Origin of the sequence: Sedimenticola hydrogenitrophicus, from assembly GCF_029017505.1 — a bacterium.
GTDB classification, from domain to species: Bacteria; Pseudomonadota; Gammaproteobacteria; order Chromatiales; family Chromatiaceae; genus Sedimenticola; species Sedimenticola hydrogenitrophicus_A.
On record NZ_JAQGEI010000017.1, the window covers coordinates 36,870 to 51,172 of the forward strand.

Sequence of the window (14,303 nt, forward strand, 5' to 3'; positions counted from 1 at the left end):
ATGAAGCGCCTGAGCGGATTATTTCTTCTGGCGGCGGCTATTGTTCTGCTGCCGATCCTGTTTCCGGATAACTATTTCGTCACCGTGGTCGGCGTCACCGCCGGCCTCAACGCCATCCTCGCGGTCAGCCTCAACCTGCTGATGGGCTATGCCGGGCAGATCTCCCTGGGCCACGCCGCCTTCTTCGGCCTCGGCGCCTACAGTTCGGCCATTTTGACCGCCCGCTACGGCTGGAACCCCTGGCCCGCCCTGCTGTTCGGTCTCGCCTTCACCGGCGTCATCGCCTATATCGTGGCGCGCCCGATCCTCCGCCTCAAGAGCCACTACCTGGCCATGGCCACCCTCGGCCTGGGCATCATCGTGCACATCTTCATCGTCCAGTTGGGCTGGCTCACCGGCGGCCCCGACGGCCTCGGCGGCATCCCCACCCTGTCGTTCTTCGGCTGGGCCGTGGACAGCGACCAGCGCTGGTATATCGTCATCGGCGCCCTGCTGGTGGTGGTGGTCTGGCTGGCCCTCAACATCATCGACTCGCGCAGCGGCCGTGCCCTGCGCGCCCTGCACGGCTCAGAGGTGGCCGCCGAGATGATGGGCATCAACACCGCCGCCACCAAGACCGGCGTGTTCGTGCTCGCCGCCCTGATCGCCGCGGTCGCCGGCAGCGTGTTCGCCCACCAGCAGGCCTTCGTCAGCCCCGACTCGTTCAGCTTCTTCTTCTCCATCGAGCTGGTCACCATGGTGGTGCTCGGCGGCATGGCTTCCACCTACGGCGCCGTGCTCGGCGCCCTCATCCTCACCTTCCTGCCCGAGTTGCTGGTGGTGTTCGAGGATTACGAGGTGATGATCTTCGGCGCCATCCTCATGGGCACGATGATCTTCCTGCCCCAGGGGCTGTTCGTCGGATTGCGTGAGCTGCTGCGCAAACTCCGGCGTCCGGCAACACCCACCACGCGCAAGCCGGCCCCGCAGGAGCCGGCGTCGCACAAGCCCACCCCACGGAAGCCAGCCTCGCAGAAGGAGGAGAAGCGTCATGGCGTTGCTTGAGGTTCAGGATCTGACCATCTCCTTTGGCGGGGTGACCGCCATTGCCGATCTCCATTTCCAGGTGCCGGAGAGTCAAGTCTACGCGGTCATCGGTCCCAACGGCGCCGGCAAGACCACCCTGTTCAACATGCTCTCGGGGATCTACCTCCCCAACGAGGGGAACATCCGCTTCCAGGGCCAGGAGATCGTCGGTCGGCTGCCCCATCAGGTGGCCAAAATGGGCATCTCCCGCACCTTCCAGAACCTGCAGATGTTCTTCAACATGAGCGTGCTGGACAATGTCAAGGTGGGCTGCCATCTGCGCACCCGCAGCCGCCTGTGGAGTGCCGCCCTGCGCCTGCCCAATATCCTCCGTGAGGAGCGCCTGGCGCAGGACTGGGCGCGCGAGGCGCTGGTGTTCTGCGGCCTGGAACAGTACATCCACCAGCCCGCCGACTCGCTCCCCTACGGGGTGCTCAAGCGGGTGGAGATCGCACGCGCCCTGGCCGCGCGGCCCAAGCTGCTGCTGATGGACGAGCCGGCCGCCGGGCTCAACGATACCGAGACGGTGGAGATGCGCGAGCTGATCCGGCGCATCAGCCAGACCGGGGTCAGCGTGCTGCTGGTGGAGCACAACATGGGGCTGGTGATGCAGGTCTCCGACCGCATCCTGGTGATCGACTATGGCAGCCGGCTGGCCGAGGGCCTGCCGGCGGAGATACAAAACGACCCGAAGGTGATCGAGGCCTATCTGGGGGGAGAGGTGCAGTATGCCGTCTGAGGCCCTGTTACAGGTGGAGGGACTGACCTCCCATTACGGACCCATCCAGGCCCTGCACGGGATCTCCCTGGAGGTGCACCCCGGGGAGCTGGTGGCCATGGTGGGCGCCAACGGCGCCGGCAAGACCACCCTGCTGCACACCATCTCCAATGTGCACAAGGCGAGCGGCGGCCGGGTAGTCTTCGACGGCCGCGAGATCACCCGTAGCGCGCCGCACAAGATCGTCCGCTCCGGCATCTGCCACATCCCCGAGGGGCGCCAGGTGTTTGCGCCGCTGAGCGTGGAGGACAACCTGCTGCTGGGCGGCTTCACCCAGCGCCGGGATAAGGCCTGGATGGCCGAGGAGATGGCGCGCATCTACGCCCTGTTCCCGATCCTCCAGGAGAAGCGCCGCCAGGCGGCCGGCACCCTGTCGGGTGGCCAGCAGCAGATGCTGGCGATGGGCCGGGCGCTGCTCGGTCGGCCCAAGCTGCTGCTGCTGGACGAGCCATCCATGGGGCTGGCGCCGCTGCTGGTGGCGGAGATCTTCCGCGTGGTGCGCGAACTCAACGAACGGGGCGTGACCATCCTGCTGGTGGAGCAGAACGCCAAGGCGGCGCTGGGCATTGCCGATCGCGGCTACGTGCTGGAGACCGGCCGGGTGGTGCTCACCGCCGATGCCGACACCCTGCTGGCCGACGAGGCGGTGCAGAAGGCCTATCTGGGGCATTGATAGCACTTGGACCGGCGCCGGCCCGGGAATGGACAAGGCACCCCCCGTAGGAGCGGCTTCGCCGCGAACACCTTCGCGCCAGAGGCGCCCCTACAGATGATCCGGGGTCGGATACACCCCCTTGTAGGAGGCCCGCCCCGGGCCGATGTTCGCGGCGGGGGCGCCGCTCCTAAACAGGCGCCGCCCCGTATGCTGCCGGGACAGGACCATTACTAATCGAAATAACCGAGGTTGAAGACGCTATGTATGTGGAACAGATCATGACCCGCGAAGTGGATACCGTGACGGCGGATATGAAGCTCAGTCATGCCGCCCAGGTGATGCGCGACAAGGGCCGGCGTTACCTGCCGGTGGTGGATGACAACAACCACCTGATCGGCCTGTTCAGCCAGAAGGAGCTGGACCGGGCCGGACCCTCGGCCATTACCACCCTGTCGGTGGGCGAGGTCAACTATCTCACCTCCAAGGTCACCGTCGGCGAGCTGATGGTGCGCCAAGTGATCACCTGCACCCCCGACACCCTGGTGGAGGAGGCCGGCCAGCTGATCCGCGACAGGAAGATCGGCAACCTGCCGGTGATCGCCGACGGCGAGCTGGTGGGGGTGGTCAGCGAGACCGACATCCTCGACTTCTTCCTCGACATCATGGGCTGCGGCCTGGACAACACCACCCGCATCGCCGTCAGCCTGCCCAACAAGGCGCGCGCCCTCGGCGGCCTGCTGCACCAGATCAACGACGCCGGCGGCTATATCGCCACCGTCGTCTCGCCGGTCTCCCAGATCGGCAGCCCCCAGCGCGTCGCCATCGTGCGCTACATCGCCGATGAACCGGCGGCGCTGGACAAGCACCTGCAGGAGATCGGCTACGAGCTGATCACCGAGGTCCTGCCGAAAAAAGACTAGGACTGCGCTTTACCCACAAATACCGATGAACACACGTGTAGGATGGGTGGAGGCGCGGCGCCCTTGTTGAAGGCTATTCGCGGCGGTCAGGCGCGCCGTAACCCATCTTCGGACGCGGTTGCAGGTGCACGATGGGTTGCGCGCCGAAGACGGAGCCGACGGAGAGTTCACGGAGGCGCTCCACCCATCCTACGCCTGGATACAGTACGACCCGCTTACGGGTAAGGGGCAGGGCTAGGAGTCTGTCCGCCTGGTAACTACTCACGGGGTGATTATTCTGCCTTGCGGACTGAGGTATCCATCATGACTCGGGTTTTGCGGGCTGCTAGAATGCAGCCACGCCAATTCAGCCCGTGACCGAGAAACCGTGGCCAGCAACCCCTTTCAACGACAACTCAAGTCCATCCTGGACGGATTTCGCCAGGAACCTCCCAGCCGCACGCCGTCGCTGGTCGCCACCCTGTTCGGCGATGTGGTGGAGTCCCATGACCGGGAGATCTGGCTTGGTAGCATCACCGCCCTGCTGGAACCGCTTGGCGTCAACGAACGGCTGGTGCGCACCGCCGTCTACCGGCTGGCCAAGGATGACTTTGTCGAGAGCAGCAAGATCGGACGGCGCAGCTATTATCGCCTGACCGAGAGCGCCCGGAAGAAGGTCAGCGGCTACGACGAACTGATCTACTACCCCTCCAACAAACAGTGGAATGGCGACTGGATCCTGGTATTCACCGGCACCCAGGGGATCAATGCCAAACAGCGCGCACGGCTGCGCAAGGAGCTGACCTGGCTCGGTTACGGCATCATCGCTCCCAACGCCTATGGCCATCCGACCGCACCCATCACCCAGACCCAGGCGATCCTTGCCCAGGTCGGGGTCACCAACCAGGCGGTGGTGCTGCGGGCGAGCAATTATGACCCCATGTACGGGCTCGGCACCAAAGGCATGGTGCGTCAGTGTTTCAAGCTGGGCGAGCTGGAGAAGCAGTACGGCGCCTTCATCAAGCATTACCGGTCGCTGGCCAAGGCGATGCAGCATGCCCGGCATGTGGAGCAGGAGGATCCGGAGCACTGCTTCATGCTGCGCATCATGCTGATCCATCACTACCGCCGCATCCTGTTGAAAGATCCCAAACTGCCGGCCGAACTGCTGCCGGACAACTGGCTGGGACAACAGGCGCAGGATCTGTGCGCCGCCATCTATCGCCCCCTGGAGGCATGCTCCGAACAGCATATCCTGGCGCTGTGCGAGAACCAGGCCGGCCCCTTTCGTCAGACCTCACCCCGGTTCAGTCAGCGGTTTGCGTCTTGGGCCTGAGAGGCACTCGGTACTTCACTGTCCTACAGATAGAAACAAGCAATAATGGCTCACCCGCAGAACTGGCGGGTACGGAGAAAAGGCATTTGCTCTCGCCAAGAGCGCAAAGACCACAGGAATCGGAATTTAATCGCAGGAATCAGTTTTTCTTGGCGTTTTTGGCGTCTTGGCGGGAGCAAAAAACTGCTCTGGAAAAAGCCGACCCGGAAACAGGCATCCCTCAAGCGGCATTCAAAGCAACCGATCGGCCGCCGGCGTCTCCGGTGACGCCTGCTGCTCAAAGAAGCCCTCGGTATGGATCTGCGCCTCCCTGGCCCCCAGCGCCCTGGCGGCGGCGATGCAGGCGTCGACGAACTCGGGGCTGCCGGCGGCATAGACGCTGTGCTTAGAGAGATCGGGGAACATCTCCGGCAGGATGGCCGGGATCCGCCCCAGCGGCGCCTCACCCTGCTCCCGGGTCAGGGTGCGCACAAATTTGAAGTTGCGGTGTTTCGCCTGCCACAGGGCAAGCCGGCCGGTGTCATACAGATCGTCATGGGTCGGCGCCGAGAACAGCACCGTCACCGGTTGCCGGTAGCCGCGGCTCAGGGCTGCCTCGGCCAGGGCCATGATCGGTGCCAGCCCGGTACCGGCCGCCAGGCAGAGCACCGGGGTCTCGGCCGCCGGATCACCGATGAAGGTGCCGTAGGGACCCGACAGCTTGATCCGGTCGCCCACCTTGAGGTTGTCATGCACCCAGTTGCTGATGCCGCCGCCCTCGACCCGGGCGATCTGCAGGCTGATCTCGCCATCCGGACGCGAGGCGTTGGCAATGGAGTAGGCACGCGGTGGAATCTGATTGTCAGGATGGTTCACCAGCACGTACTGGCCCGGCCAGTAGCGTAGCGGCTTGCCCACCGGCCGTAGCCGCAGTTCAATGATACGGTGGGTACGCACCAGCCGCTCCACCACCACGAAGGAGACGTTCTCCCGCGGTGGAAACAGCTTCGGTTGCGCATCCTCGGTGCCCCACTCGATCTCCAGCAGATCCGACAGCGGCTTGGCCATGCACATCAGGCCGAAGCCCTGATCCCGCTCCTCCGGGGCCAGCGCCATGTCCAGCACCATGCCCTGGTCGAACTCGCCCTGCCGGACCTTGATCTTGCATTCGCCGCAGGCGCCGGCACGGCAGTTGTTGGGCAGTGCATAGCCCGCCTTTTCCAGCGCGGCCAGGACGGTCTCCCCCTGCTGGCACTCCACCTCGTGACCGGATGGATATAATCGGATTTTTTTCATCAGTTAATACCAGACCATGGGTAAAGCCGCTCCCGGCCATCCGGCTTGTCGCCGCAGGGGCAGGCCCCTGTGCCTGCCCTTTTCCAACGAAGCACCACCATCCGGGCAACCACGGGGGGTTGCCCCTATGCGGCATGGGAAAAAGCCACCGCACCAACCCGTAGGGGCAGGCCCCTGTGCCTGCCCTTTTCCAACGAAGCACCGCCTTCCGGGCAACCACGGGGGGTTGCCCCTACGCCAATCCCTGGACAAAACCGGGAGGCGGGTCACCACCCGGTTACCTGGAAATTCTCAGAATATCGGAATGATCTCGTCCAGATCAATATCCAGCACTTCCTGACCGGTAATGCCCACCTCGGGGATGGCGGGGAACGGGATGTCGTAGCGATCCAGCACCCCCTTCAGATTGAGCATCGCCCTGCGCCAGTTCTCCAGCTTCTCCTCGACCGCGGGGATACCGAAACCGGCGTTGCGCGCGATCGCCTCCGCCTCACGCTGCACGGCAATGAAATCCTCGGGCAGATCCCAGAACTCCATCGGCGGTTCATACAGCACCGCCGACAGGAACAGGTAGCCGGCGCGGATCTGTTTGGTGATGACCGACTTGTTCTCCTCCGGCAGGCTCGGATAGTCGCGTTCCATCAATGCCATGCAGATGGCCATGTGGCGGCCCTCGTCGCGACCGATATTGCGGAACGCCTCCCGGAACACCTCCTCCTCGCAGCTCTTGGCCATCTGGTGGAAGATGGTGGCGGCAGCGATCTCGCCCATCAGGAAGGAGCTGAACAGCACCGCCAGGCTGTACTTGGGTACCGCCTGCTTGTAACCGTTCCAGTAGCGCCCGCCGTTGAAGTAGAGCCACTTGGCGTTGCGCTGCAGTTTCCGCCCCAGTTCGGTCTTGGGGGTGTAGGTCATGGCATCGGGGTGATCCAGCAGCTTGGTGATGGCGAGACCGCACATCTGCTCATGGTTCTGTTCGTCCCGGGTGACCGAGAAGAAGCAGCGGCGCACCGGATCCTCTTCATGGTCCTCGTAGGTCTTGATCATGGCCTCGGCAAACACCGGTGGCGCGGAGGCGTCGAACACCGAGAGCAGGGTCCACCAGTAGGCGATCGACTCACGCTCTTCCCAGCTGTACTGGTCCGGATCGAAGGTATCCCAGGGCAGTTTTTCCGGGTCCCAATACTCGCGCTGGGCCGCCTCCCACACCTCCTGCATCTTGCTGGTCTCGCGCACCCAGCTCAGGGGATAGATATTGGGCTGGGGGGTCTCCGGGGGGAACTCCATCTTGTCTGCAAACCGCTCTCTCTCACTCATCGCTCTCGCTCCTCGACTCTTTGTAACCACACCGCCCAGGGCCGTGCGGATAGACAAACCGCATGCGCCGCGTTGCGGCATGGGAGAAACATAGCAAGCATTCTTAAACGATACAATATTTTTTATATTTATTTTATTTTTGTATCATTAAAAATCTCGCTGCCAACCCCCCGGTTATCGTCGCGTCCCTGCGACGGAGCGACAGGCTCCTAGGCGGCCTGCCGCTTGGCCACCAGCGTCAACACGTCATACGTGGCGACCAGTTCGCCGCGCTGGTTATGTACCTGGCAATCCCAGCGCACCTCACCGTACTCCTCGTTCACCCGCGGCACCTTCTGCTTGCAGGTAAAGGTCACCTGGATGGCATCCCCGGGATAGAGCGGTGTCAGAAAGCGCAGGTGCTCCAGGCCGTAATTGGCCAGCACCGGGCCCGGTGCCGGATCGACGAACAGCCCGGCGGCCGCCGAGACGATGAAGTAGCCGTGGGCCACCCGCCCCTCGAAGAACGGATTGGCCCTGGCCGCCGCCTCGTCCATGTGGGCATAGAAGCGGTCGCCGCTGAACTCGGCGAAATGCTCGATATCCTCCAGGGTCACGACGCGCTGTCCGCTCACGATGCCCTCGCCAATCTGCAGCTCTTCAATGGACTTGCGGAAGGGGTGTACGCGGTCTTCGATGCGCCGGGCACCCGCTATCCATTTGTCGCTCACCGCGGTGAGCATGCTGGGCGATCCCTGCAGCGCGACGCACTGCATATAGTGTAGTACACCACGGATACCGCCCAGCTCCTGGCCGCCGCCGGCGCGGCCCGGCCCGCCATGGATCAGATAGGGCAGCGGCGAACCGTGGCCCGTGGACTCTTTGGCGCAGTCGCGGTTGTTGATCAGCAGCCGGCCGTGCCAGGCCCCCAGGCCCAGCACCATGGCCCGGGCGAAGGCCTCGTCGTAGGTGAAGATGGAGCTGACCAGGCTGCCCTGGCCCATCCCGGCAAGCCGGATCGCCTCATCCACCCCCTCGTAGGGAACCACCGTGCTGACCGGACCGAACGCCTCGACATCGTGCACCTCGCGGTTCTGCAACGGCCGATCGCAATAGAGCAGCACCGGTTTCATGAAGGCCCCCGCGCCGGGGACCGCCTCGCCCGGGTCGCCATAGACGATTTCGCAGGAGCGGGTCAGCTCGGCTATCCGCTCGCGTACCTCGGCACACTGCTCTGTGCTGGCCAGGGCGCCCATGGTCACCCCCTCCCGGTCGGGATCGCCCACCACCACCCGGCCGAGACGTGCCGCCAGCGCATCGATCACAAAGGGCGCCAGGTGACGCGGCACCAGGGCGCGGCGGATGGCGGTGCACTTCTGTCCGGACTTCACTGTCATTTCCCGCACCACCTCCTTGACGTAGAGATCGAACTCCTCGCTTCCCGGTGTGGCGTCGGGACCAAGAATGGAGGCGTTGAGCGAATCCGCCTCCATGGTGAAGCGCACCGAATTGTTGAGAATGGCCGGGTGCCGGCGCAGCATCAGGCCGGTGGAGGCGGAGCCGGTGAAGGTGACCGCATCCTGGCAGGTGACGTGATCCAGCAGGTCGCCGACACTGCCGCAGACCAGCTGCAACGAGCCCTCCGGCAGAATGCCGGATTCGATCATGTGGCGGACCATCAGCTCGGTCAGGTAGGCGGTTTGACTGGCCGGCTTGATGATGCACGGCATACCGGCGATGAAGCTGGGCGCCAGCTTCTCCAGCATTCCCCAGCAGGGGAAGTTAAAGGCGTTGATGTGGATCGCCACCCCCTCCAGCGGCACATAAATATGCTGGCCGACAAAGCTCCCCTTGCGCGACAGCATCTCTGGCTGGCCGTCGATATAGAGGTGACCGTTTGGCATCTCGCGCCGCCCCTTGCTGGAGTAGGCGAACAGCGTGCCGGTACCGCCTTCGATATCGATCCAGGAGTCGGAACGGGTGGCACCGGTGTGCCTGGAGAGGGTATAGAACTCCTCCTTGCGCTGCTGCAGGTAGAGCCCCAGCTCCTTCAGCTTGTAGGCGCGTTCATGGAAGGTCAGCGCGCGCAACGCCGGGCCGCCCACCTCCCGGCCGTAACGCAGCATGGCGGCGAAATCGAGACCCCGGCTGCTGATCTCGGCCACCGCCTCACCGGTCACCGCGCTGTTCAGCATGACCCCCGGTCCCGCACCTTCGACCCAGGCACCACAGGCATAACTCTTCAATCGCATCTCTCGCTCCTCCAGCCCGCCAGGGCCTGTTTATCACGCTCAATAAATTTGGACTGTGGGGACGCCCCGAATACTCCCCGCGGGAAAAGCGGCTATGCTCACTGATGCGTGTGGTCCCGCCACAGACAACCGTGGCTGATAGTAGCCCGCAATCTAATACGATACAATATTTTGACTTTTATATTATTTTTCGTAGTATTTTAAAATCGAGTTGTGATACAACATCATGCAGGTCTGAAAGCGCATCCCCGTAACCAGGGATTCCGGCAGGGGTGGCTGACGACAACCCTATAAAGCGCGCGGATAAGTCGCCCTGACCAGCGCGTCCAAGGAGACGAGATGATGGCCTACAGGGATATCCAGGTGGACCCGCCACGCAACGGCGTCCAGCTGATCCGGTTGAACCGCCCCGAGGCGCACAATGCGCTGCGCACCGCCCTGCTGGGTGAACTCGCCGAGGCCCTGGCGGCGGCGGCGACGGTGGATGAACAAGTCCGCGTGGTGCTGCTCAGCGGATCGGAGAAGGTGTTTGCCGCCGGTGCCGACATCAAGGAGATGGCGGCGCTGGACGCGGTTGGACTGTGGAAGGATCGGCGTCCGCAACACTGGAAGGCGATCCGCGGCTTTCCCAAGCCGCTCATCGCCGCGGTCAACGGCTACTGCCTGGGCGGCGGCCTGGAGCTGGCGATGCACGCCGACTGCATCATCGCCGGCGAGGATGCCCGCTTCGGCCAGCCCGAGATCAACCTGGGGATCATCCCCGGCGCCGGCGGCACCCAGCGGCTGGTGCGCGCGGTCGGCAAGTCCCTGGCCATGAAGCTTATCCTCAGCGGCGAGTTCATCGGCGCGCGCGAGGCCCTGGCCGCCGGCCTGGTGGCCGAGGTGACCCAGCCGGAACTGACCCTGAAACGGGCCACCGCCCTGGCGGAGACCATGGCGGAGAAATCCCCCATCGCCCTGCGCCTGGCAAAAGAAGCCATTCTGGCCAGCTTTGAAACCCCCTTGAGCCAGGGCCTGGAACTGGAACGCAAGGCGTTCCTGTTCCTGGCCGCCAGCGCGGACCGCCGGGAGGGCATCGAGGCCTTCCTGGAGAAGCGTCCCCCCAAATTCACAGGTCAATAAAAGAGAACACCATGAGTTACCACACGATTCAATTCCAGGTGGCAGACGGCGTCGCCACCCTGACCCTGAACCGGCCGGAGAGCCTGAACAGTTTCAACACCACGATGCACGGCGAGATCCGCGACGCCCTGAAGCAGGTGCGACAGGACGGCTCCATCCGCTGCCTGCTGCTTACCGGTGCCGGGCGCGGCTTCTGCGCCGGCCAGGACCTCAACGACCGGGCGGTGGCACCGGGCGAGGCGATGCCCGACCTGAGCCTCTCCATCAAACAGAACTACAACCCGCTGGTGCGCAGCCTCATGACCCTGGACAAGCCGGTGATCTGCGCGGTCAACGGCGTCGCCGCCGGGGCCGGTGCCAACATCGCCCTGGCCTGCGATATCGTGCTGGCGGCCCGCTCCGCCAGCTTCATCCAGGGCTTCTCCAAGATCGGCCTGATCCCCGACTCGGGCGGCACCTGGACCCTGCCCCGGCTGGTGGGCCGTGCCCGCGCCATGGGCATGGCCATGCTCAGCGGCAAGCTGTCGGCCGAACAGGCGGCCGACTGGGGACTGATCTGGCAGGTGGTAGATGACGACCGGCTGATGGAGGAGGCGCGCAGCCTGGCCACTCACCTGGCCACCCAGCCCACCAAGGGACTGGCGCTGACCAAGCGGGCCATCAACGCAGCCGGCGGCAACAGCCTGAAACAGCAGCTGGAGCTGGAGTGCGACCTGCAGTACATCGCCGGCTGCAGCCACGACTACCGCGAAGGCGTCGCCGCCTTCATCGCCAAGCGCCCAGCGGAATTCAAGGGGGAATAGGCTAATGGCCGCACTCACCACGGAACAGACCGTCGCCGTCATCGGTGCCGGCACCATGGGCGCCGGCATCGCCCAGATCGCCGCCGCCGCGGGCCACCCCACGCTGCTGTTCGACGCCAACCCGGAGGCGATCGGACGCGGCATCGGCCAGATCGATGCCGGCCTGAAGAAACAGGTCGCCCGGGGGCGGATGAGCGAGGCCGAGCGCGAGAGCCTGCTGGCCAACATCACCGCCGCCACCCGCCTGGACGAGCTGAGTGAGGCGGCACTGGTGATCGAGGCGATCCTGGAGGATCTGCAGGTCAAGCAGCAACTGTTCGCCGAGCTGGAATCGCTGTGCGGCGAACAGACCATCCTCGCCACCAACACCTCCTCCCTGTCGGTGACCGCCATTGCCGCCAGGCTGGCGCACCCCGGCAACCTGGTGGGCATGCACTTCTTCAACCCGGCCCCGGTGATGAAGCTGGTGGAGGTGGTCTCCGGCGTCACCACCAGCCCGGCCGTGGCGCAGACCGTGTTCGACACCGCCGCCGGCTGGGGCAAGCACCCGGTCTACGCCAAGTCCACCCCCGGTTTCATCGTCAACCGGGTGGCCCGCCCCTTCTATGCCGAGGGCATGCGCCTGCTGGAAGAGGGGGCGGCCGATGTCGCCACCCTGGACGCCATCATGCGCGAGGCGGGCGGCTTCCGCATGGGACCGTTCGAGCTCATGGACCTGATCGGCCACGACGTCAACTACGCCGTCACTAGCAGCGTCTACGCCGGTTTTTATTACGACCCGCGTTTCCTCCCCTCGCTGATCCAGAAGGAGTTGGTGGATGGCGGGCTGCATGGCCGCAAGAGCGGTCAGGGTTTCTACGACTACCGCGAGGGCGCAGTGAAAACCTCCGCGGTCGACGCCCCGGCCGCCCCGCCACCCGAGACCATCGAAATCACCGGCGAACTGGGCATCGCCGAACCGCTGGTGGCGCTGTGGAAGCAGGCTGGCATCCGCGTCAAACGCACCGAGGGCAACGGCTGGATCCGCATCGGCCATACCCGCATCGCCCTCACCGACGGCCGCAGCGCCACCCGCCGGGGCGCCGCCGACCACCTGACGGACACCATACTGTTTGACCTGGCCCTGGACTATGCCACCGCCACCCGCTTCGCCCTGTGTCCCGGGGACAACGCCACGCCCGAGGCGCTGCAGCAGGCGGTCGGACTGTTCCAGGCCCTGGGCAAGCCGGTCTCGGTGATCGCCGACATCCCCGGCATGGTGGTGATGCGTACCGTCTGTACCCTGGCCAACGAGGCTGCCGACACGGTGTTCCAGCAGGTGTGCGACGTGGCCGGCGCCGACACCGCCATGCAGAGCGGGGTCAACTACCCCCTCGGCCCGCTGGCCTGGGCCGAGCGCATCGGCCTGCCACGGGTACTGACGGTGCTGGAGAACCTGCTGCAGGCCTACGGCCTGGATCGTTACCGCATCTCCCAGCTGCTGCGCCGCAAGGTCGAGGGCGGCACCCGCTTCTACGCCTGAAGCCAACCCGCCCCGATTTTTATCCAGATAGAGATGCAGAGAATGAACGACGCCTATATATACGATGCCATCCGCACCCCGATCGGCCGTTTCGGCGGCGCCCTCGCCGCGGTGCGCGCCGATGATCTCGGGGCGATCCCCCTGAAGGCGCTGATGGAGCGCAACCCCGCGGTCGACTGGTCGCAGGTGGAGGACGTGATCTACGGCTGCGCCAACCAGGCGGGCGAGGACAATCGCAACGTGGCGCGCATGGCGGCGCTGCTCGCCGGCCTGCCGGCGGTGGTGCCGGGCACCACGGTCAACCGGCTGTGCGGCTCCGGCATGGACGCGGTGAGCATGGCGGCGCGCGCCATCAAGTGTGGCGAGGCGGAGCTGTTGATCGCCGGCGGCGTCGAGTCCATGTCCCGCGCCCCGTTTGTCATGCCCAAGGCGGAGAGCGCCTTCTCGCGCCGGGCGGAGATTTATGACACCACCATCGGCTGGCGCTTCATCAACCAGCTGATGCAGCAGCAGTACGGCATCGACTCGATGCCGGAGACGGCCGAGAACGTGGCGGAGCAGTTCGGCATCAGCAGAGCGGACCAGGATGCCTTCGCCCTCAGGAGCCAGCAGCGCGCCGGCGCGGCCCAGGCCAGCGGGCGCCTGGCCCGGGAGATCGTGCCGGTGACCCTACCCCAGCGCAAGGGCGAGGCGCGGGTGGTCGAGCAGGACGAGCACCCCCGGCCGGACACCCGACTGGAGAAGCTGGCCAGCCTGCCCACGCCGTTCCGCCAGGGCGGTTCGGTGACGGCGGGCAACGCCTCCGGGGTCAACGACGGTGCCTGCGCCCTGCTGCTCGGCTCCAAGACCGCCGGCGAGCGCTTCGGCCTGGTCCCCAAGGCCCGGGTGGTGGCCGCCACGGCGGTCGGCGTGGAGCCGCGCATCATGGGCTTCGGTCCGGCCCCGGCCAGCCGCAAGCTGCTGCGCATGACCGGCCTGAGCATCGAACAGATAGACGTGATCGAGCTCAACGAGGCGTTCGCCGCCCAGGGGCTGGCGGTGCTGCGCGACCTGGGCGTGGCCGATGACGCCGCCCACGTCAACCCCAATGGCGGCGCCATCGCCCTGGGTCACCCGCTGGGCATGAGCGGCGCCCGCCTGGTCACCACCGCCCTGTACCAGCTGCAGCAGACGGGCGGACGCTACGCCCTCTGCACCATGTGCATCGGCGTCGGCCAGGGCATCGCCCTGATCATTGAACGTAGCGAGGGATGACGCAGCGACGGCCGCCAGCGGTATCGGCAAACAAACGATCCGGGCG

At 65.2% G+C, this 14,303-nt stretch carries 12 protein-coding genes; 9 read left to right on the plus strand and 3 right to left on the minus strand.

Features of this window, described 5'->3' with window-relative positions; genetic code table 11:
* The 5 genes from O9K64_RS12115 (at position 1) to O9K64_RS12135 (ending at position 4,733) form a co-directional block, all read left to right on the plus strand.
* Positions 1-1,044: a branched-chain amino acid ABC transporter permease gene (locus O9K64_RS12115; RefSeq protein ID WP_275098332.1), complete on the plus strand. Its 1,044-nt coding sequence runs from the start codon at positions 1-3 to the stop codon at positions 1,042-1,044.
* Positions 1,031-1,804, plus strand: a complete 774-nt coding sequence (locus O9K64_RS12120; protein ID WP_275098333.1) for an ABC transporter ATP-binding protein — start codon at positions 1,031-1,033, stop codon at positions 1,802-1,804. The genes O9K64_RS12115 and O9K64_RS12120 overlap by 14 nt, the downstream gene beginning before the upstream one ends.
* Positions 1,794-2,516 carry an ABC transporter ATP-binding protein gene (locus O9K64_RS12125; RefSeq protein WP_275098334.1) on the plus strand — a complete coding sequence of 241 codons (723 nt, stop codon included), beginning with the start codon at positions 1,794-1,796 and terminating at the stop codon, positions 2,514-2,516. The genes O9K64_RS12120 and O9K64_RS12125 overlap by 11 nt, the downstream gene beginning before the upstream one ends.
* Before the next feature lie 260 nt (positions 2,517-2,776).
* Positions 2,777-3,418, plus strand: coding sequence for a CBS domain-containing protein (locus O9K64_RS12130; protein ID WP_275098335.1), 642 nt, complete (start codon positions 2,777-2,779; stop codon positions 3,416-3,418).
* A gap of 367 nt (positions 3,419-3,785) precedes the next feature.
* Complete coding sequence (locus O9K64_RS12135; protein ID WP_275098336.1) at positions 3,786-4,733, plus strand: PaaX family transcriptional regulator C-terminal domain-containing protein; 948 nt, start codon at positions 3,786-3,788, stop codon at positions 4,731-4,733.
* A gap of 231 nt (positions 4,734-4,964) precedes the next feature.
* Here O9K64_RS12135 and O9K64_RS12140 read toward each other — a convergent pair whose 3' ends face one another.
* The 3 genes from O9K64_RS12140 to paaZ all read right to left on the minus strand — a co-directional run bounded on the left by O9K64_RS12140 (position 4,965) and on the right by paaZ (position 9,556).
* Entirely contained in the window at positions 4,965-6,008 is a 1,044-nt protein-coding gene (locus O9K64_RS12140) for a 2Fe-2S iron-sulfur cluster-binding protein (RefSeq protein ID WP_275098337.1), read from the minus strand.
* Between the two features lie 291 nt (positions 6,009-6,299).
* Positions 6,300-7,325 (minus strand): hypothetical protein, encoded by a 1,026-nt coding sequence (locus tag O9K64_RS12145; RefSeq protein ID WP_275098338.1) that lies wholly within the window; start codon positions 7,323-7,325, stop codon positions 6,300-6,302.
* A gap of 209 nt (positions 7,326-7,534) precedes the next feature.
* Positions 7,535-9,556 (minus strand): phenylacetic acid degradation bifunctional protein PaaZ, encoded by a 2,022-nt coding sequence (paaZ, locus tag O9K64_RS12150; RefSeq protein WP_275098339.1) that lies wholly within the window; start codon positions 9,554-9,556, stop codon positions 7,535-7,537.
* 339 nt (positions 9,557-9,895) lie between these two features.
* On the opposite strand from paaZ, the gene O9K64_RS12155 reads away from it, so the two are divergent.
* The 4 genes from O9K64_RS12155 to pcaF are packed head-to-tail and all read left to right on the plus strand — an operon-like array spanning position 9,896 to position 14,257.
* The gene (locus O9K64_RS12155) at positions 9,896-10,678 is read left to right on the plus strand and encodes an enoyl-CoA hydratase-related protein (RefSeq protein WP_275098340.1); all 783 of its coding nucleotides are present in this window, start codon (positions 9,896-9,898) and stop codon (positions 10,676-10,678) included.
* 11 nt (positions 10,679-10,689) lie between these two features.
* Entirely contained in the window at positions 10,690-11,481 is a 792-nt protein-coding gene (paaG, locus tag O9K64_RS12160; RefSeq protein ID WP_275098341.1) for a 2-(1,2-epoxy-1,2-dihydrophenyl)acetyl-CoA isomerase PaaG, read from the plus strand.
* A gap of 4 nt (positions 11,482-11,485) precedes the next feature.
* Entirely contained in the window at positions 11,486-13,003 is a 1,518-nt protein-coding gene (gene paaH, locus O9K64_RS12165; RefSeq protein ID WP_275098342.1) for a 3-hydroxyacyl-CoA dehydrogenase PaaH, read from the plus strand.
* Between the two features lie 42 nt (positions 13,004-13,045).
* Positions 13,046-14,257, plus strand: a complete 1,212-nt coding sequence (gene pcaF / locus O9K64_RS12170) for a 3-oxoadipyl-CoA thiolase (protein ID WP_275098396.1) — start codon at positions 13,046-13,048, stop codon at positions 14,255-14,257.
* Positions 14,258-14,303: the final 46 nt, after the last annotated feature.

Excerpts from the sequence above, each read along its gene's own strand:
- O9K64_RS12115 (WP_275098332.1), top strand. The coding sequence starts at position 1 with ATGAAGCGCCTGAGCGGATTATTTCTTCTGGCGGCGGCTATTGTTCTG.
- O9K64_RS12120 (WP_275098333.1), top strand. The coding sequence starts at position 1,031 with ATGGCGTTGCTTGAGGTTCAGGATCTGACCATCTCCTTTGGCGGGGTG.
- O9K64_RS12125 (WP_275098334.1), top strand. The coding sequence starts at position 1,794 with ATGCCGTCTGAGGCCCTGTTACAGGTGGAGGGACTGACCTCCCATTAC.
- O9K64_RS12130 (WP_275098335.1), top strand. The coding sequence starts at position 2,777 with ATGACCCGCGAAGTGGATACCGTGACGGCGGATATGAAGCTCAGTCAT.
- O9K64_RS12140 (WP_275098337.1), bottom strand. The coding sequence starts at position 6,008 with ATGAAAAAAATCCGATTATATCCATCCGGTCACGAGGTGGAGTGCCAG.
- O9K64_RS12145 (WP_275098338.1), bottom strand. The coding sequence starts at position 7,325 with ATGAGTGAGAGAGAGCGGTTTGCAGACAAGATGGAGTTCCCCCCGGAG.
- paaZ (WP_275098339.1), bottom strand. The coding sequence starts at position 9,556 with ATGCGATTGAAGAGTTATGCCTGTGGTGCCTGGGTCGAAGGTGCGGGA.
- O9K64_RS12155 (WP_275098340.1), top strand. The coding sequence starts at position 9,896 with ATGATGGCCTACAGGGATATCCAGGTGGACCCGCCACGCAACGGCGTC.
- paaG (WP_275098341.1), top strand. The coding sequence starts at position 10,690 with ATGAGTTACCACACGATTCAATTCCAGGTGGCAGACGGCGTCGCCACC.
- paaH (WP_275098342.1), top strand. The coding sequence starts at position 11,486 with ATGGCCGCACTCACCACGGAACAGACCGTCGCCGTCATCGGTGCCGGC.
- pcaF (WP_275098396.1), top strand. The coding sequence starts at position 13,046 with ATGAACGACGCCTATATATACGATGCCATCCGCACCCCGATCGGCCGT.